We start from the raw sequence: 18,226 nt of genomic DNA, 5'->3' as shown, positions 1-18,226 counted from the left end.
TTCGTTCTATCCATCCTTGTCGGTTTGGAACCACTGCTCCGGATCCACCGGGCTGCCGCCCTCTCTGACTTCTATATAGAGCGTTTCTGACCGGTCAGTTCCAGTGCCATCACTGCTTAGTGACAAAAACGTTCCGCTTTGCGGCGCCGCGCCGCCCATTAGCCCAACCGGAGAGCCTTCGGGAACAACCTGCCCTGTCTCTCCGAAGACCTCCTGCAAGCCTGCCAGAACAAAGAGTGTTCCGGGCTGCGGTTCAAGAATGACCACATTTCCAAGATCTAGCAGCGGCCCGCGATAGCGGATTGTTGCAGAAGTCGGTGTGGTTACCAGCGCACGGGGTCTCGCTGCAACAAGGATGCCCGGTCGATCGACCCCAGCGGCATCCGCTTCACCGGCACGTCGCAGAACTAGGCCCTGAACCGGCAACCCCAATGTTCCCTTGAGCGCCAGAATATTGGCCGACGTTTCTTCGATCTCACCTTCGGCCACCTCGGACAGGCCGCTGGCAAACCCCTCTAGTGTCTCGGTCGATGAAAGAAGGATCGCAGTCCTCACCGGATCTTCGGTAAATCGTGACGGTAGATCTGTTCGGTCGGCAACGGCCTTGCTCAGCTCGGCCCGTGCTTGCTGGGCGCCGACCAGCCCGCTTTCCAGCGTCTTGGCCGCATTCTGTTGCAACAGGCGCAAGGTCTGCACCTCTTCAAGGTCGTGGCGCAGGCGGTCTGCCTGTTGGGCCAAAGCAGGTGTTACCTCGGCCAGCATCATTCCGGACCGCGCAGCCCCAACCGGCCCGGATGGGTGCAGCAACAAAACCGGAGGCGGCGATGTCTCGATCACCTGCAAGATGCCGATCAGCCGGGCGACTTCCTCTTCTTGCGCACGAAGCCGGGCGCTCAGCTGTCCCTCGCGGGTAGCAACCCTGCGCAACCCGTCCCGCATGGCCGCAAGCCCGGCCTCATAGGCGCGAACGGTTCCCGTCAGAGCTTTGACCCTGTCACGCGCCGAGTTCGCTTCCCCAAGTGAGACCGAAGCCGCTTCGAGCTGCTTGGCAGCCGCGCGGGCGGCAACAGCCGGGTCGTCCTGTGCCATCAGGACCGAGGGGATCAGCCCCGCCCAGATCGCTGCGGCAAGACTAGCGGCGCGCAGGTTCATGACAGAAGGCTCTTTCCAGTCATTTCTTTCGGCAGCGAAACATTCATTAGGTCCAGAATTGTCGGCGCCAGATCGGAAAGACGCCCTTCGCGCAACTGTGCGCCTCCCGGACCGCCAACAAGCGCCACCGGAACTGGGTTGAGCGTATGGGCGGTATGCGGCCCACCGGTTTCAGGATCCACCATCATTTCGCAGTTTCCGTGATCTGCGGTGACAATCATTGCGCCTCCAGCCCGCATCAATGCATCAACGACGCGCGCCAGTCCACGGTCCACGGCCTCACAAGCCTTGATTGCAGCCTTCAGATCGCCGGTGTGTCCGACCATATCAGGATTCGCGTAGTTGGTGACAATCAGATCATAACCTGCCTCGATCGCCTCAACGAACTTGTCGGTTACCTCATCGGCGGACATTTCCGGTTGCATGTCGTAAGTCGCGACCTTGGGCGATGGTGCCATGTAACGGTCTTCGCCCTGCTCCGGGTCTTCCTTCCCTCCATTGAGGAAAAATGTGACATGCGGGTACTTCTCGGTTTCCGCCAGCCTGAACTGCCGCAGCCCCTGTTTCGCCACCCACGCCCCCAGCGTGTTCACGATGTCGCGCGCAGGAAAGACCGTGGAAATGTAGGCATTGTGGCCTTCGGAGTACTCGACCATTCCCAGAAGAGCCGCCCATTTCGGACGCTTTCCCGTATCAAACGCGTCAAAGCCGGGCTCACCAATGGCCCTGAGGATTTCCCGCGCCCTGTCGGCTCGGAAATTGAGACAGAAGAAACCGTCGCCGTCCTTGGCCCCTTCGTAGCCCGCAACTACAGTGGGCGCTATGAACTCGTCGGATTCCGATTGGTTGTAGGCATGGTCCACAGCAGAATGTGCAGTGGCCACTTGCCGACCTTCTCCCTTGATCATCGCAAAATAGGCTTCGCTGACCCGGTCCCAACGGTTGTCCCGGTCCATCGCAAAATATCGCCCTGATACGGTGACGACTTCCGCCTTTGAGGGAAGTCTCTCTTCCAATTCGGCAAGATAGGTAAAGGCCGACTTTGGAGCCACGTCGCGACCATCGGTGACGGCATGCAGCGCAACCGGAACCCCGGCACGGGTTATCGCTTCAACGGCCGCCACGATATGATCAAGATGCCCGTGCACCCCTCCATCCGACACCAGCCCCATCAGATGCGCGGTGCCTCCGCTCTCTTTCATCTGGGAGATAAAATTCTGGAGTGCCGATTTCTCAAAGAACGAACCGTCTTCGATCGACAGATCGATCTGCCCCAGATCCATCGCCACAACCCGGCCCGCGCCGATGTTCGTATGTCCGACCTCGGAGTTTCCCATTTGCCCTGTCGGCAGCCCGACATCCGGGCCATGCGTGATCAGGCGGGCATGCGGCCCTTTCGTCATAATGGCATCAAAGGTCGGGGTGTCGGCCAGATAAGGCGCGTTCGCAACGGTATCCTCTGACAATCCCCAGCCATCAAGAATGCACAGGACAACGGGCTTGGGGGCGGTCATGATTTTTCTCCGTTTGCTGCTCTTGCGCGCCTTCTACCCCCAGACAGCGAAAGGGTGAACCGCCTTTAGCGCAACCAGCCCCCCTTGTTGCGTGATTTTCCGAACTTAACCCATGTGTTTCAGGCTGCGACCGGTTTTAGTTTGGCCATTCCGGGCATCAACGGCACCTTACGGGCGAGATTGCTGACCAATTCTTCAGAGCCGAAATACGGCGCAAGAACCGCCTTGCCCAGCAGATCAGGGTTGCGCGTCAGGAACGCCTCGGAATCCACATATTTCTGCTCTTCCATTCGCGCGGCGATCAGGCTGATGAATGCGAAGGTCACCGTTGCATTGAATTTTTCGGGCACGCCGGCGGCCTCTGTCAGTTTTTGCAAGCCACCGGCAAAAAGCGCCAGCGCCTCAAAGACCTCGTGCCGGGTAAGGATTTCGTAGGCAACCGCAACATGTGCCCGGTGGGAGAAACCCGCCGGGTCCAGTTTTCCGGCAATCAGTTCGTTGGCCATTTCTGCATATGTCTTGGGGTCGTTGCTCATTTCGGATCCTCCTGCAATTTGTGGCTGTCCTCGGCCGTCAGATCCAGACCGTAGACCTGTTTCAGGGCAGCGATCTTTTCCAACGTTTCTTCCGAGAACGGTGCTTTGCCTTCGAATGCGTGCAATGCCATGCCCTCGACAAGTTCCGCGACCGAGATGTCGAGGTATTCGGCCAGCGCCTTCATGGTTTTCAGCAAACGGGTTTCCAGCCGCAGCCCAGTCTGAACGCGATTGACGTTTGGCATTGCAATCTCCGGTATTGTTACCTTGGTATCAAGGTTTATATATCTTTCTCGCCGGGCGTCAAGATGTCCCGAAGCAGGGCCACCGGATGTGCCTTGAGGCTCAGGCGCATGGAAACGTAATCCTCCACGACCTCCTCACCCAGTTGCATCCGCGGCAACCGGGTCTCCGGCTCAGTAATCGCCTCGCCTTCCAGTTCCCGTGCAAAGAGCGGTAACGGCTGAGCCGTGGCGATTGCCTTGGCCGCCCAGAGCGCCTCGCGACGCCCAACGCCGCAGGCCATAAACACATCTGCCTCGGCCAACCGCTCGATCACCGCCGGCGACAGACCGGCACGGCGCCAGACATCCTCAACCTCGGTATAGCCATTGCCACGCGCGGCCGTGAGCCAGCTGGCGTCTTCCTCTCTCAGCCCCTTGATCTGGCGAAACCCCAGCCGCAGGGCGAGCCCGCCATGCCCGTCTGGTTCCATCACGTTGTCCCAGAAACTTGCATTAATGCAGATTGGGCGGACGGCGACCCCATGCTCGCGTGCGTCCCGTACGATCTGAGCCGGGGCATAAAACCCCATCGGCTGCGAATTGAGCAGTGCACAGGCAAAGATGCCCGGGTGATGGCACTTGATCCAGGCGCTGGCATAGACCAGCAGCGCAAAACTGGCAGCATGGCTTTCGGGAAACCCATAGGATCCGAAACCCTCAATCTGGGAGAAACACCGCTCGGCGAAATCCCGGTCATAGCCGTTGCGCGCCATGCCACGCAGGAACAGCGCGCGAAACTCGCTGACGCTGCCATGTTTTTTGAACGTGGCCAGTGAACGCCGCAGCCGGTCGGCTTGCTCCGGGCTGAACCCCGCACCGACGATGGCGATCTGCATTGCCTGTTCCTGAAACAGCGGAACACCCAGCGTCTTGCCCAGCACCTCACCCAACGCGTCGGACGGAAAAGAGACCTCCTCCTCGCCGTTCCGCCGCCGGATATAGGGGTGCACCATGTCGCCCTGAATGGGACCGGGGCGGATGATGGCGACCTCGATGACGAGATCATAGAAGTTGCGCGGCCGCATCCGGGGCAGGAAGTTCATCTGCGCCCGGCTTTCCACCTGAAAGACACCGACTGAGTCCGCCGCGCAGAGCATGTCATAGACCCGGGGATCCTCCGGTGGCAGCGTGGCCAGCGTATAAGCGGTCTGGTGATGCTGGCCAATCAGGTCGAACGCCTTGCGGATGCAGGTAAGCATTCCTAAGGAAAGGACATCCACTTTCAGAATTCCTAACGCATCTATGTCATCCTTATCCCAACAGATGACCGTGCGCCCCTCCATTGCTGCATTTTCGACAGGCACCAGTTCATCCAGCCGCCCCTCGGTGATGATGAAACCACCTACATGCTGGGACAGGTGGCGCGGAAAGCCGACGATCTCATAAACCAGCGCCATGGTCTGCTGCAGGCGGCGGTCATCCGGGTCGAGGCCGATCTCGCGCATGCGCTGCGCTTCGAGACCGTCGGCCGAAAAGAACCCCCAGAGCTGGGAAGAGAGCGCCGATATGGTGTCCTCGGTCAAACCCATCGCGCGGCCGACTTCGCGGATCGCCCGCTTGCCCCGGTAATGGATCACCGTGGCGCAGAGGCCGGCCCGATGCCGGCCATAGCGTTCATAGATATGCTGAATCACCTCTTCACGGCGTTCATGCTCGAAATCCACGTCGATATCGGGTGGCTCGTCACGGGCTTCGGAGACGAACCGCTCGAACACCATGGTACCCATCTCGGGAGATACGCTTGTCACACCGAGGCAGTAGCAGACCACCGAGTTGGCTGCCGAGCCACGGCCCTGACAAAGAATGTCCCGCCCCCGTGCGAAATGCACGATATCGCGAACCGTCAGGAAATAGGGTTCGTATTTCAGCTTGCCGATCAGTGCCAGCTCGTGGGCCAGCATGTCCTGCACCCTTTGCGGCGCACCCGCCGGATAACGCCAGGCCAGCCCCTCATGGGTCAGACGGTGCAGACGTTCGGCGGGCGTCTCTCCTTCGGCGATCTCGCTGGGATATTCATAGCGCAGCTCATCCAGCGAGAAGGTGAGGCGCTGGCTCAACTCTTCCGCGCGGGTGACTGCGCCTTCATGGCCACGAAAGATCTTTCGCATTTCCTCGGCCGAGCGCAGGCGCTGTTCGCCATTGGCCAGCGCATTGCGACCCAGCTGCTCGATCCTGCAACGCAAGCGGATTGCGCTCAGCACATCCGCCAGTTTGCGCCGCGCGCCGTGATGCATGCGGGGGGCGGCGCTGGCAAGCGTGGGGACACCCAACTTGCGCGCGCCATTCGCCAGTGCGGCAAAGCGGACGGTATCGGAACCATCATAGCGCGGGGTCATCAGCAGGTGCATCCGGCCCGCAAAGCGGCGCGTCAACCGATCCACATGCGACTCCCAGCCGAACGCGCCGCCCGGCAATGATCCTGTTTGAGGCCAGAGCAACAGGTGCAAACCTTCGGCGAATTCCTCGAGATCGGACAGGTGTAGAATGCACGCCCCCTTTTCCGCCCGCCGCCGACCCGTGGTGAGGATCCGGCAAAGGCTGGCCCACCCTTTGCGATTCAGCGGCAACGCGGTAATCGGCGGCGCGTCAGCAAAAAGCAGGCGCGCTGCCGGGATCAGCCGGGGCACCGCATGGACGGGGAAAGATGGAGGCCGGGGCAGATGGTCGGGCCTTGGTGGGCCGATCAGGGTGTTCTTCCCTTCCCAGTCAAGACGTTCGCGCACCCTGCGGGTGATGTCTCGGGCCCGACTATGCGCGCGGACTATTCCCGCCACGGAATTGTCGTCGGCAATCGCAATCGCGGGCAACCCCAGCATGACCGCGCGCTCCATGTACTCCTCGGGGTGAGACGCCCCGGTGAGGAAGGTGAAATTAGACGTGATCGACAACTCGGCATACATGGCAATTCGATACTATATTCATGTTTTGTTCTCATTGCGAGTCTCCGCTGCAACCTCGCCCAACGACACCCTCTTGCCCCGGCCTGAGCCTTCGCCCATAAACACGGGAAGCGATCAGCCACGGGGCAGCGCCCCGGAAAAAGAGGACAGCCAGCGATGAGTATCGAAGCGCCGGAAACCAAAATCGTAGAAACCTCACGCGTCGCCTGTGACGGTGGCGAAGGAGCTTTGGGACATCCGCGTGTCTGGTTGCAGATCCCAGAGGAACAGGGCTGGGTCGAATGCCCCTATTGCGACTGCAAATACGTTCTGAAGGGGCGCGAAGCCTGAGCCCGGGCACATTGCAGCCAGGGTCGGACATTAAGTATTTTTAAAAAGATGAAACAGCTGGTTGTGCGCGCAGGTGGCGCAGGCGGGTAGCGCAGCGGCGCAGCCCGTGCCATTAGTGATGTGAGACGAAAAGGGGAGATGCGCGGTGACAACGAATTTCGGAAAGGGCTGCCATCTGCACCTGATCGACGGATCGGCATTCATTTTTCGCGCTTATCACGCATTGCCGCCCCTGACGCGGAAATCCGATGGGCTGCCGATCGGCGCGGTGTCGGGCTTTTGCAACATGCTGCAACGCTACGTCGAAGGGAACAACGGCCCCGACGCCCCGACCCACCTTGCGGTTATCTTCGACAAGGGGTCGCATACTTTCCGCAACGATCTTTACGATCAGTACAAGGCCAACCGCGAGGCCATGCCTGAAGATCTGCGACCCCAGATGCCGCTGACACGGGCCGCGACCGAGGCTTTCAACATCGCCTGCAAGGAGCTTGAGGGCTACGAGGCAGATGACATCATTGCAACGCTGGCCGTGCAGGCCCGGGAGGCCGGCGGGCGGGTGACCATCGTAAGCTCGGACAAGGACCTGATGCAGCTTGTCGGCGGCGGAGTCGAGATGCTCGACGCGATGAAGAACAAACGCATCGACCGCGACGGCGTGGTCGAGAAATTCGGCGTTGGCCCCGAGCGTGTAGTGGATGTTCAGGCACTCGCCGGCGACAGTGTCGACAACGTCCCCGGCGCACCGGGCATCGGGATCAAAACTGCAGCGTTGCTGATCAACGAATACGGAACTCTGGAAGAACTTCTGGACCGCGCCGACGAGATCAAGCAGCCGAAACGCAGGCAAACCCTGATCGAGAAACGAGATCAGATCGAACTCAGCAAAAGGCTGGTGCAGCTGGATGCCCAGACACCTCTGGACTTCACGCTGGACGATCTGGAAACGCGCGATCCGGAGCCGGACCGACTGATGGAATTCCTGGCAGAGATGGAGTTTAGGACACTTACCAAGCGGATCGCCGATCGGCTTGGGGTGGAACCTCCTGTGATCACCGAGAGCCCGGCCGCAGAAACCGCCGAAGAGACCAACGAAGCCATTCCATTTGATGCCTCAAAATACGAGTGCGTTCGCGATGCCAGTGCATTGGTGCCATGGATCGCCCAGATCTATGAACGCGGCTGGGTGGCCGTGGATACCGAGACCACAGGCCTGAACGAGATGATCGCCGATCTGGTCGGAATCTCGCTTTGCGTGGAACCGGGACAGGCCTGCTACATACCACTGACTCATCGGGACGGAGCGGCAGATGATCTTTTTGGCTCGGACGCACTGGCAGAAGGACAGATGCCGGTTGACGATGCGATTGCTGCATTGAAACCGGTTTTGGAAGATCCTGCGATCCTCAAAATCGGGCAGAACATGAAGTACGATGCCAAGATCTTTGCCCGGCTTGGCATTGCCGTTGCGCCCGTCGATGACACAATGCTCATGTCCTACGCCATGCATGGTGGTGAGCACGGACATGGCATGGATACCTTGTCCGAACGGTACCTCAGCCACACGCCGATCCCAATCAAGCCGCTGTTGGGTTCGGGCAAGTCGGCGATCACCTTCGACAAGGTTCCGATCGACGAAGCCACCGCCTATGCCGCAGAAGATGCCGACATTACCCTGAGGCTCTGGCAACTGTTCAAGCCGCAACTTCACCGCGCTCAGGTGACCACTGTTTACGAAACCCTCGAGCGTCCGCTCATCCCGGTTTTAGCCGAGATGGAAATGCATGGGATCAAGGTGGACCGCGAAACGCTCTCACGCATGTCGAATGCCTTTGCGCAAAAGATGGCTGGGCTCGAAGCTGAGATCCACGAACTTGCGGGCCAGAGTTTCAACGTCGGCTCTCCGGCGCAGCTGGGTGAAATCCTCTTCGACAAGATGGGATTGGAAGGCGGAAAGAAAGGCAAGACCGGCAAGTATTCCACCGGTGCGGATATTCTGGAAGATCTGGCAACGGAGCACGAGTTGCCGCGCCGGGTTCTCGACTGGCGGCAGCTGTCCAAACTGAAATCAACCTATACCGACGCGCTGCAAACCCACATAAATCCCGATACCGGGCGGGTGCATACGTCCTATTCGATCACCGGGGCCAACACGGGCCGCCTGGCTTCGACTGACCCGAACCTTCAAAACATTCCCGTTCGCACCGAAGAGGGCCGCCGTATCCGCGAAGCCTTTGTGGCTGAGCCCGGTAATGTTCTAGTATCGCTGGACTATTCGCAGATCGAATTGCGCATCCTTGCCCATATTGCCGAAATCGACGCGTTGAAACAGGCTTTCTCGGACGGGTTGGACATTCACGCGATGACCGCATCCGAGATGTTCGATGTTCCCCTTGATGAGATGACGCCGGACATCCGGCGGCAAGCCAAGGCCATCAACTTCGGTGTGATCTACGGCATCTCGGGGTTCGGTCTTGCGCGAAACCTGCGTATTCCACGCGCCGAGGCGCAGGGCTTTATCGACCGCTACTTTGAGCGGTTCCCGGGAATCCGCCGGTACATGGATGACACCGTCGAATTTGCCAAAGAGCATGGGTTCGTCCAGACGTTGTTCGGGCGCAGAATTCACACGCCCGAAATCGCCGCCAAGGGGCCGCGTGCCGGATTTGCCAAACGCGCAGCCATCAATGCCCCGATTCAAGGAACCGCCGCAGACGTGATCCGCAGAGCCATGGTGCGAATGCCGGGTGCGATTTCTCACCTTCCAGCCCGAATGCTGTTGCAGGTGCATGACGAATTGCTGTTCGAAGTTCCGGCAGAAGCCGTTGACGAAACCGTCGAAACCGCGCGCGCAGTAATGGAGAATGCCGCCGACCCTGCCGTGGCGCTGGACGTCAAGCTTGTGGTCGATGCCGGGCAAGGATCAAACTGGGCAGATGCCCACTAGCGCCGCTCGATTCCGAAGAGGCTGGCAAAAAACCGCGCGCTAGCAGCTCAGTTGTCCTGCCGAACCAGCAAAGCAACCAATCTGCGAGTCAATGGCGCAACAAACAGAACAACCACAAAGGCTATCGGCCAACTGAAACCCCATGCGCCGAGCCATGCCGAAATGGTCTCGGAATTCATCCCGACATTCTTGATTGCTGCCACACAGGTGACGATACAAGACATAAGCCCAGACAGGATGAACCCGAACAGGACAGGAGCATAACGCGCTGGGATCATGAGAACCTCGCAACCAAGTTGCCTGCCACTATGGCAGTTTCCTGCAGATAGCTAACTGCGGCGCTTCGTATCGTTAAGCCATCCATCCCAGCGATGCCTCGGTCCGGGCAGTTGAGGGATTGTATTCTGCGCTCACCCAACCGGTGTAGCCGCTCTGATCCAAAGCTTCAAAAAGCGGTGCAATTTCTGCCGCATCGGGTTCGGTACGATCCGGGGCAGAACCGATCTGCACGTGGAATGCCCCCTCGCCATAATCGCGCCAGACCGAAAGCGCGTCACCGTGGATCATTTCGGCATGGTAGAAATCGTACTGCAGTCCGACATTCGGGCGGGCAACCTTCGCCAACACTTCAGCTGCCAATTGGTAGTCATTCAGGAAATAGCCCGGCTGATCCTTTGGATTGAGCGGCTCGATGGTGAATCTCTGTTTTGGAAATGTGTCTGCCAACCACGCCAGATTTCGAATAAATGCCGCCTGCGCCGCGATACCCTGTTCATAACCTGCCATCACATGGATCAACCCGGGGGTTAGTGAGTCCGCGTAGCGCATAACCTGAACCATATCCCGGCGAAACTTCGCCCCTCCTTCAGGTAACGCAGGATAGCCCGGGGCTTCTCCCGGCGGCGGCGCATTGATCAGGACCAGCTCCAACCCGGCGGCCTGCAATGCGTTTTTGGTCTCATCTGCTTGGAGATCATAAGGAAACAGGATCTCGACAGCATCGAAGCCCGCGCGCCTTGCGGCAGCAAATCGGTCAAGATACGGCAGTTCCTTGAACAAAAGGGAGATGTTGGCGGCGAATTTCGGCATGGCGCTTTCTTGCATTGACGCTCTGTCCTAACCCGAGGCGGCGAGCCTGCCAAGAAGGTGACGACGCACGGCGCCATTTGGCAGCACCGATCGAACCACAGGCGCAAAACACTTGACTCTTATCGACCGTGGCCAAGACCCTCGGACGGAATAAAAGGAAAGAACTGTCCGGACGACCAGACCCCAAAGTCACCGTTTCGGTGAACGCCCAGATCCACAAGCCGATAGAAACTCTTGCGATCAACGAGCGCCTCAAGGCCTGCCCTGACATGAACATAAGGTGAGGGTTCATCTGTATCGGGATCCAGTTCGACCCGTATCGGGTGGTCCGGTCCTGCTACGGCCCTGTCTCCCACATGGGTTTCAAAGGTGATCATCTGTGTTTCGTCCGTTCCAGTCACCTCGAAATCAATGGCGACAAACGGGGCGTCATCTACGGTGATTCCCACCTTCTCCACTGGTGTAACCAGAAAAAAGTTGTTCCCTTCTTTCTTCAGGATCGACGAAAAGAGACGCACCAGCGCTATCCGGTTGATCGGAGTGCCGAGGTAGAACCACGTACCGTCCCGCGCGATGCGCATGTCGAGATCTCCGCAAAAAGGCGGGTCCCACAGATGCACAGGCGGCAAGCCCTTAGCTTTCACCGCTCGGACCGATGCGGCGATGTTGTCTGGCGACGGGGTCACGGGCTTTTGTCCGCTCATTGTTTTTGCCATTTCCTTCCCGCGCTATACAGTTGAAGAGCATATATGCTTACGGAAAGGAATGTCATGTCCGAACCCGCCGATCTGGTCGCCGCGATCGAGGCGCTCGAAGACAAGTTGGCGCGCGCCAAATCGTCGATCACACGCCGTTTCATCGGACAGGAGCGGGTCGTTGATCTGACTCTGGCCGCCCTGCTCTGTGGGGGTCACGCCCTGCTGATCGGCCTCCCCGGACTGGGCAAGACCAGACTGGTGGAAACGCTGTCGACCGTCATGGGGCTCGACGGAAATCGGATCCAGTTCACGCCAGATCTGATGCCCGCGGACATTCTTGGCTCCGAAGTTCTGGACACGGCCGAAGATGGCAGCCGCCATTTTCGTTTCGTACCCGGTCCCGTCTTTTGCCAGTTGTTGATGGCAGATGAGATCAACCGCGCGTCGCCTCGCACGCAATCCGCGTTGCTGCAGGCGATGCAGGAACACACGGTGACAGTCGCCGGCGAGGATCGCTCGCTCGGGTCTCCTTTTCATGTGCTTGCAACTCAAAACCCGATCGAACAGGAGGGAACCTATCCCCTGCCGGAAGCGCAGCTCGACAGATTCCTTGTGCAGGTCGATGTGAATTATCCCGACCGCGGAACCGAACGTGACATTCTGTTGGCGACCACGGGCGTCGAGGAAGACCGGGCCGAACAGGTGTTTACGGCAGAGGAACTGAAAGCTGCTCAAACCCTGTTGCGCCGGATGCCGGTGGGAGAGACAGTGGTTGAGCTGATCCTCGATCTCGTCCGCGCCTTCCGCCCCGAAGAATCCGATGCATCAGACCGGGTGCGCGAAACCGTGGCCTGGGGTCCGGGACCGCGAGCTGCGCAGGCTTTGATGCTGACCGTTCGTGCACGCGCACTGCTGCAGGGACGTCTGGCGCCCAACACCGAAGATGTGCTCGATATGGCGCGGCCGGTGCTCAGTCACCGGATGGCATTGAATTTTGCAGCGCGGGCAAGGGGCGACAGCCTGTCTGATCTCATCGATGAAACTGCAGCAGGGTTGTCCAGACCCGAGGCTGCGGCGTGAGCCCCGTCCTCACCCTGCGCGAAAGGTCCGAGGCCGAGGCCTCACGCCTGCCGCCCCTTTTGGCCCGGGCCGAGCATCTGGCCGGCACGGTTCTTTTGGGCGAGCATGGCCGTCGGCGCGCGGGGTTGGGGGATGATTTCTGGCAGTATCGACCGGCCCAAATCGGTGACAGCCGACGGATGATCGATCACCGCCGCTCGGCCCGAGGTGACATGCAGTATGTTCGGGAACGCGAATGGCAGATCGCCCAATCGGTTATGCTGTGGGTCGATCAGGGCGCTTCAATGCGGTTTGCATCGGACAAGGAATTGCCCACAAAAATTGACCGTGCCCGGTTGCTCGCGCTTGCCGCATCGATCTTGCTGGTTCGCGGTGGTGAGCGGGTCGGTCTGACCGGCACGACGCTGCCACCGAGGCGCGGCAACGCACAGATCATGCGGATGGCCGAAGCACTGTCCCTTGACGACGAGGCCGACTACGCTCCACCCGAGCACCGAGCAATGATCCCGCATGCCCGTGCCGTTTTTCTGTCCGATTTCCTCGGGGATCCCAAAGCGATGGAGCTGGCTTTGACCAAGGCCGCCGACCGCGGGGTCCGGGGCGTAGTATTGCAAATCCTTGACCCCAGCGAAGAAGGCTTTCCTTTTCACGGGCGAACGGTGTTCCAGAGCGTGGGCGGAAGCATTGAACACGAGACCCTGAAAGCGGGGCAGCTGCGCGACCGGTATCTCGAACGGCTGGCCGAGCGAAAATCGCGGTTACAACAAATCTGCCGGATCGCCGGTTGGCAACTTGGTCTGCATCACACTGGTGACTCGGCCCAATCTGCACTTCTTTGGCTGCACAGAGCCTTGGACGGGGGGGCCGGATGATCCAGATAGCTGGCATCGGCTTTACCACACCCTGGCTTCTGCTGGGATTGTTGGCTTTGCCAGCCTTGTGGCTGTTGCTGAGAGCGGTTCCACCTGCTCCGGTCGTGAAGTTGTTCCCGGCGGTCACGTTGCTGCTCGGGCTTCGCGACGATGAAAGCACGTCTGACCGGACACCGTGGTGGCTTCTTCTACTGAGAACTCTGGCCGTTGCTGCCGTGATTTTGGGACTGGCAGGTCCGGTAATGAACCCGAACGAACAGGTCGACGGAGACGGCCCGGTTCTGGTCGTACTTGATTCAAGTTGGGCCGGCGCGTCGGAATGGCCAAAAACCATGCGAATACTGGCGGCTGAACTGGACAAGGCCGGGCGTGCTGGGCGGCCTGTCGCGCTACTGTCTCTTGCGGCACCCGATACTGTGGTCTTCCAATCCGCCGAAACGTGGAAACGCAGGCTGGTAGGCCTGAACCCGCATGCCTGGCAACCCTCGTCAGAGCAGCTTGCGCTGGCCGTGGATGCGATTGCTGGTATCGATGGGGGGTTCGACACGTTCTGGATCAGCGACAGTCTCGACTATGAAGGGCGGAGCGATCTGACCGCACAGTTGCAGGAGCGCGGGACATTGCGGGTCTTCGAAACCGGACAACCGGTTCTGGGCCTTCTGCCTGCGACTTACGCCGACGGCGCTATGTCATTGACCGCTCTGCGCAGCCAGGCCGGCCCTGCCAGAGAGGTGACCCTTCAGGCCGAAGGACGTGATCCCGGCGGGACCGAGCGCATCCTTGCATCGGTCCCTGCCCGGTTCGAAGCGGGGCAGACATCGGCGGTGTCCGAATTGTCACTACCCGCAGAATTGCGGGCCCGTGTCACCCGTTTCACTATACAGGGTCACAAATCCGCCGGTGCCACAGCCTTGACCGATGACGCTCTGAGGCGGCGAGAGGTTGCACTGATATCCGGCCGCGAAGCGCAGGAGGGGCTGGAGCTGCTGTCGCCTCATCACTATCTGCGACAGGCCCTGATCACCACGACCGACCTAATCGAAGGCGGCTTGCTTGACCTGTTGCCCGCCAATCCCGACGCAATCGTTCTGACCGATATTGCGACACTTTCAGATGCCGAGCGTGAACCGCTCACCGAATGGGTAGAAGCCGGCGGTCTGCTGTTGCGTTTCGCGGGTCCTCGGGTTGCCGCCAGCGATGTCAGCCGCCAGCAGGAAGACCCGCTGATGCCAGTACGCTTGCGCAGCGGCGGTCGCAGTATCGGTGGCGCCATGAGCTGGGGCGAACCAAAAACACTGGCCCCATTTCCAGACGGCTCTCCGTTCAAGGGGCTGAAGATACCGCAAGAGGTAAACATCTCGGCACAGGTGATGGCTCAACCCGACCCGGCGCTTGCTGACCGGGTCATTGCCGCCTTGACCGACGGGACCCCCCTCGTCACCCGCAAGCCGGTCGGTCAAGGGCAAGTCGTTCTTTTTCACGTGACCGCGAATGCCGAATGGTCTTCGCTTCCACTTTCGGGTCTGTTCGTAGAGATGCTCGAACGGCTGGCCGTCAGCTCGGCCACCGGGGCACCGGACGCCAGTGATCTCGAAGGCACTACCTGGATTCCAGTTAGGGTCATGGACGGCTTTGGAGGATTGCAGGATGCATCAAACCTTCCCGGGGTGGACGGGCCTAGCCTTGCGAGAGATCCCGCAGGCCCCGCGCTGCAACCCGGCCTCTATCAGAGCGAAGACCGGCTGCTGGCGCGTAACGTGCTGCCTGCTGGGAGTGAACTTGAACCAGCAACTTGGCCCGATGACGTGCCCGTAGAAGGTCTGAGGCCACGTGACGAACTTCCATTGACCGGCGCATTGCTGAGCGCAGCCCTTGTGCTGCTGGCACTGGATGTGCTGGCTTCGCTGATGCTCTCGGGACGTTTGCGAGGCAGCCGGGTGGCACCGCTGCTCGCACTGATGTTGCTGATCCCTGACCCCACGAGCGCACAGGACAGCAACCCCGACCTTGCCATAATCGCCGCAAGCGAGCTTGCGCTGGCGCATGTTCTGACCGGCGACCGGCGTGTCGACGATGTTGCACGCGCTGGGTTACAAGGGCTGTCGGACACTCTCTATTTTCGAACTTCGGTCGAACCGGCGAATCCTGTTGGCGTGGATCTGGAACAGGACGAACTTGCCTTTTTCCCGCTGCTTTACTGGCCCATCACTTCAGATCAACCGATCCCGTCGAAAGAGGCCTATGCGCGCCTCAATGCCTATCTGAGAGCAGGGGGTATGATCCTATTCGACACTCGGGATTCCGATATCGCCGGCTTCGGTACCGCCAGCCCGAACGGGCGCAAACTGCAACAACTTGCCCGCCCGCTCGACATTCCTCCGCTCGAGCCGTTGCCGCATGACCACGTTCTGACGCGCACCTTTTACCTGTTGCAGGACTTCCCGGGCCGTCACCCTGGCGGAGAAATCTGGGTCGAGGCCGCCCCGGCCGATGCCGAACAGATAGAGGGGATGCCGTTTCGAAACCTCAATGACGGCGTTACGCCCGTGGTAATCGGAGGGAATGACTGGGCCGGCGCATGGGCCGTGGATGCAAATGGCAGACCATTGCTACCGGTCGGACGTGGCTTTGCCGGAGAGCGCCAGCGCGAACTGGCCAATCGGTTTGGTGTCAATCTGATCATGCACGTGCTCACTGGCAACTACAAATCCGATCAGGTCCATGTGCCTGCGCTTCTCGACAGGCTGGGACAATGACCGGAACCATTCTCTTCGATCCACTCGTTCCATGGCCAATTTGGGCCGGGCTTGCAGTTTTGTCCGTTGCCGCCATTGTGCTTGCCGGGTGGAAAGGGCTTTCAGGTTGGGCCTTGCGCGCATTGGCAGCCATTGTCGTGCTCGGCGCACTCACTGGGCCCGTGTATCAAATCGAAGACCGAAGCCCCCTCAGCGATATCGTGTTACTCGTCGAAGATCGCAGCGCCAGCCAGTTTCTGTCTGATCGCTCCGAACAAACGCGCGAGGCCGCCGAGAAACTGGCCTCTACGATTTCGGCTCGGGAAAACACCGAGTTGCGGCGGATCTCGGTTCCCGATGGTCGGGACAACGACGGCACGCAGTTGATGTCCGTCGTTTCCGAAGCACTTGCCGAAGAACCCCGGGCTCGGGTTTCCGGTATCATCGCACTAAGCGACGGTCGGGTGCACGATGCCGAGCAGATTCCCGATCTTCCCGCGCCTCTTCATTTGCTGATGACTGGCCGGGACTCTGATTGGGATCGTCGTTTGAGCGTCAGCAACGCGCCCGCCTTTGCCATTATCGGCGAACCTGTGACGCTGACCCTACGTATCGAGGACAGCGGCGCGGTACCGGCTTCCGGCGCGTTTGCCCCGTTGGAGATTTCGGTGGACGGAGCTGCCCCGACAACGCATCAGGTGCCCGTTGGACAGGATATCGAGCTTCCCGTGACCCTGCCTCATGGTGGTCGCAACGTGATTCAATTCACCGTGCCCAAAGCTGACGGCGAGCTGACAGATCGCAACAACACGGCACTGATCCAGATCAACGGCGTTCGTGATCGGCTGCGTGTGCTGCTCGTTTCCGGCGAACCGCATCCCGGTGGGCGCACATGGCGCAACCTTCTGAAATCGGACAGCTCGGTGGATCTGGTACATTTTACCATCCTCAGGCCACCGGAAAAGCAGGATGGGGTGCCGGTCGATGAGTTGTCGCTGATCGCCTTTCCCACCCGCGAACTGTTTCTGGAAAAGGTCGATGATTTCGACCTGATCATCTTTGATCGCTACAAAAGACGCGGCATCCTGCCTGCGATTTATCTCGACAATGTCGCCGGCTACGTTGCCGACGGAGGCGCGGTGCTCGTTGCAGCCGGCCCGGATTTTGCCACTGCAGACAGCATCTTCCGCTCGCCACTGGCGCAGATCCTGCCCGCAGAACCCTCGGCCCGCGTCATCGAAGAACGTTTCCGGCCCGTGATCTCGGAACTCGGCAATCGCCACCCTGTGACCGAGGGATTGGAGCCGGACACTCCGTGGGGATCGTGGTTGCGCCAGATCGACGTAGACCAGCGCGCCGGGCAATTGCTGATGACCGGTATCGAGGACAGGCCGCTCCTGATCCTCGACCGGATCGGCACCGGGCGAGTGGCATTGCTGGCATCCGACCATGCCTGGCTCTGGAGCCGCGGTTACGAGGGCGGCGGCCCGCAGTTGGAGTTACTTCGACGGCTGGCACATTGGATGATGAAAGAACCAGATCTCGAGGAAGAAGCTCTTTGGGCCGAAGCACAGGGTCAGACCATGCAGATCCTGCGCCGCACACTGGAAAGCGAAATTGGACCGGTCACAGTGACCCGTCCCGACGGTTCCGCAGAATCGGTGACGCTCGAAGAAACCTCTCCCGGCCGGTTCGAAACAACATATGACGGGCCGGAAATCGGGCTCTATCGCCTGAAAGAGGGCGATCACGATGCCGTAATCGGACTTGGCCCTGCGGCTCCCCGGGAGTTCGAGGAGACAATAGCAACCGCGAGCCTGATGGAGCCGGCTGTCGATATGCTACGAGGTGGCGTTTTGCGGCTCGAAGACGGATTGCCGGGCATTCGCTCTGTGCGCGAAGGACGACCCGCCGCCGGGCGCGGCTGGATCGGGCTGACCCCGCGAAATGCCTATGAAACCCGTAGCGTATCCCAGACGCCACTTCTGCCAGGCTGGCTTGTCTTGTTGCTCAGCGCCGCACTGATTATCGGTGGCTGGCTCCGGGAAGGACGACGCTGACCAAAATCTTGCTGAGAAGGCAAATGCGG

The 18,226-nt window shown here is 60.0% G+C and carries 14 protein-coding genes; 6 read left to right on the top strand and 8 right to left on the bottom strand.

What is annotated here, in order from left to right:
* Positions 1-6: 6 nt before the first annotated feature.
* The 5 genes from ACP15U_RS07380 to ACP15U_RS07360 all read right to left on the bottom strand — a co-directional run bounded on the left by ACP15U_RS07380 (position 7) and on the right by ACP15U_RS07360 (position 6,386).
* Entirely contained in the window at positions 7-1,152 is a 1,146-nt protein-coding gene (locus tag ACP15U_RS07380) for a murein hydrolase activator EnvC family protein (protein ID WP_425044507.1), read from the bottom strand.
* Positions 1,149-2,666 carry a 2,3-bisphosphoglycerate-independent phosphoglycerate mutase gene (gpmI, locus tag ACP15U_RS07375; protein ID WP_425044506.1) on the bottom strand — a complete coding sequence of 506 codons (1,518 nt, stop codon included), beginning with the start codon at positions 2,664-2,666 and terminating at the stop codon, positions 1,149-1,151. The genes ACP15U_RS07380 and gpmI overlap by 4 nt, the downstream gene beginning before the upstream one ends.
* Before the next feature lie 119 nt (positions 2,667-2,785).
* Complete coding sequence (locus ACP15U_RS07370; RefSeq protein ID WP_425044505.1) at positions 2,786-3,202, bottom strand: hypothetical protein; 417 nt, start codon at positions 3,200-3,202, stop codon at positions 2,786-2,788.
* Entirely contained in the window at positions 3,199-3,447 is a 249-nt protein-coding gene (locus tag ACP15U_RS07365) for a hypothetical protein (protein WP_425044504.1), read from the bottom strand. The genes ACP15U_RS07370 and ACP15U_RS07365 overlap by 4 nt, the downstream gene beginning before the upstream one ends.
* A gap of 35 nt (positions 3,448-3,482) precedes the next feature.
* Complete coding sequence (locus ACP15U_RS07360; protein WP_425044503.1) at positions 3,483-6,386, bottom strand: error-prone DNA polymerase; 2,904 nt, start codon at positions 6,384-6,386, stop codon at positions 3,483-3,485.
* Positions 6,387-6,542: 156 nt separating this feature from the next.
* Between ACP15U_RS07360 and ACP15U_RS07355 the strand changes: the two genes are divergently transcribed.
* Together ACP15U_RS07355 and polA are read left to right on the top strand one after the other, a co-directional pair.
* On the top strand, positions 6,543-6,716 hold the full coding sequence (locus tag ACP15U_RS07355; protein WP_425044502.1) for a zinc-finger domain-containing protein: 174 nt from the start codon (positions 6,543-6,545) through the stop codon (positions 6,714-6,716).
* A 145-nt stretch (positions 6,717-6,861) separates the two neighbouring features.
* A complete protein-coding gene (polA, locus tag ACP15U_RS07350; protein ID WP_425044501.1) occupies positions 6,862-9,663 on the top strand; it encodes a DNA polymerase I in 2,802 nt (933 codons plus the stop codon).
* A 47-nt stretch (positions 9,664-9,710) separates the two neighbouring features.
* Here polA and ACP15U_RS07345 read toward each other — a convergent pair whose 3' ends face one another.
* The 3 genes from ACP15U_RS07345 to ACP15U_RS07335 form a co-directional block, all read right to left on the bottom strand.
* Positions 9,711-9,941, bottom strand: a complete 231-nt coding sequence (locus tag ACP15U_RS07345; protein WP_425044500.1) for a DUF2798 domain-containing protein — start codon at positions 9,939-9,941, stop codon at positions 9,711-9,713.
* 73 nt (positions 9,942-10,014) lie between these two features.
* The gene (locus ACP15U_RS07340; protein WP_425044499.1) at positions 10,015-10,752 is read right to left on the bottom strand and encodes a hydroxypyruvate isomerase family protein; all 738 of its coding nucleotides are present in this window, start codon (positions 10,750-10,752) and stop codon (positions 10,015-10,017) included.
* A 119-nt stretch (positions 10,753-10,871) separates the two neighbouring features.
* Positions 10,872-11,456, bottom strand: a complete 585-nt coding sequence (locus tag ACP15U_RS07335) for a DUF1285 domain-containing protein (protein WP_425044498.1) — start codon at positions 11,454-11,456, stop codon at positions 10,872-10,874.
* Between the two features lie 66 nt (positions 11,457-11,522).
* Between ACP15U_RS07335 and ACP15U_RS07330 the strand changes: the two genes are divergently transcribed.
* The 4 genes from ACP15U_RS07330 to ACP15U_RS07315 are packed head-to-tail and all read left to right on the top strand — an operon-like array spanning position 11,523 to position 18,197.
* Positions 11,523-12,530 carry an AAA family ATPase gene (locus tag ACP15U_RS07330; protein ID WP_425044497.1) on the top strand — a complete coding sequence of 336 codons (1,008 nt, stop codon included), beginning with the start codon at positions 11,523-11,525 and terminating at the stop codon, positions 12,528-12,530.
* The gene (locus ACP15U_RS07325) at positions 12,527-13,402 is read left to right on the top strand and encodes a DUF58 domain-containing protein (RefSeq protein ID WP_425044496.1); all 876 of its coding nucleotides are present in this window, start codon (positions 12,527-12,529) and stop codon (positions 13,400-13,402) included. The genes ACP15U_RS07330 and ACP15U_RS07325 overlap by 4 nt, the downstream gene beginning before the upstream one ends.
* Entirely contained in the window at positions 13,399-16,158 is a 2,760-nt protein-coding gene (locus ACP15U_RS07320; protein ID WP_425044495.1) for a DUF4159 domain-containing protein, read from the top strand. The genes ACP15U_RS07325 and ACP15U_RS07320 overlap by 4 nt, the downstream gene beginning before the upstream one ends.
* A complete protein-coding gene (locus tag ACP15U_RS07315) occupies positions 16,155-18,197 on the top strand; it encodes a hypothetical protein (protein ID WP_425044494.1) in 2,043 nt (680 codons plus the stop codon). Before ACP15U_RS07320 ends, ACP15U_RS07315 begins: the two co-directional genes overlap by 4 nt.
* Positions 18,198-18,226: the final 29 nt, after the last annotated feature.

The organism is Primorskyibacter sp. S87, assembly GCF_049801055.1.
Lineage (GTDB): Bacteria > Pseudomonadota > Alphaproteobacteria > Rhodobacterales > Rhodobacteraceae > JBNAGF01.
The sequence above is the reverse complement of the archived record's forward strand: the minus strand, read 5'-3'. Positions and strand labels throughout refer to the sequence as shown.

What these genes read in the sequence shown, in the direction of transcription:
- ACP15U_RS07370 (WP_425044505.1), bottom strand. Translation starts at nt 3,202, where the DNA reads ATGAGCAACGACCCCAAGACATATGCAGAAATGGCCAACGAACTGATT.
- ACP15U_RS07330 (WP_425044497.1), top strand. Translation starts at nt 11,523, where the DNA reads ATGTCCGAACCCGCCGATCTGGTCGCCGCGATCGAGGCGCTCGAAGAC.
- ACP15U_RS07380 (WP_425044507.1), bottom strand. Translation starts at nt 1,152, where the DNA reads ATGAACCTGCGCGCCGCTAGTCTTGCCGCAGCGATCTGGGCGGGGCTG.
- ACP15U_RS07355 (WP_425044502.1), top strand. Translation starts at nt 6,543, where the DNA reads ATGAGTATCGAAGCGCCGGAAACCAAAATCGTAGAAACCTCACGCGTC.
- ACP15U_RS07365 (WP_425044504.1), bottom strand. Translation starts at nt 3,447, where the DNA reads ATGCCAAACGTCAATCGCGTTCAGACTGGGCTGCGGCTGGAAACCCGT.
- ACP15U_RS07345 (WP_425044500.1), bottom strand. Translation starts at nt 9,941, where the DNA reads ATGATCCCAGCGCGTTATGCTCCTGTCCTGTTCGGGTTCATCCTGTCT.
- ACP15U_RS07360 (WP_425044503.1), bottom strand. Translation starts at nt 6,386, where the DNA reads ATGTATGCCGAGTTGTCGATCACGTCTAATTTCACCTTCCTCACCGGG.
- ACP15U_RS07335 (WP_425044498.1), bottom strand. Translation starts at nt 11,456, where the DNA reads ATGAGCGGACAAAAGCCCGTGACCCCGTCGCCAGACAACATCGCCGCA.
- ACP15U_RS07320 (WP_425044495.1), top strand. Translation starts at nt 13,399, where the DNA reads ATGATCCAGATAGCTGGCATCGGCTTTACCACACCCTGGCTTCTGCTG.
- gpmI (WP_425044506.1), bottom strand. Translation starts at nt 2,666, where the DNA reads ATGACCGCCCCCAAGCCCGTTGTCCTGTGCATTCTTGATGGCTGGGGA.
- ACP15U_RS07315 (WP_425044494.1), top strand. Translation starts at nt 16,155, where the DNA reads ATGACCGGAACCATTCTCTTCGATCCACTCGTTCCATGGCCAATTTGG.
- ACP15U_RS07340 (WP_425044499.1), bottom strand. Translation starts at nt 10,752, where the DNA reads ATGCCGAAATTCGCCGCCAACATCTCCCTTTTGTTCAAGGAACTGCCG.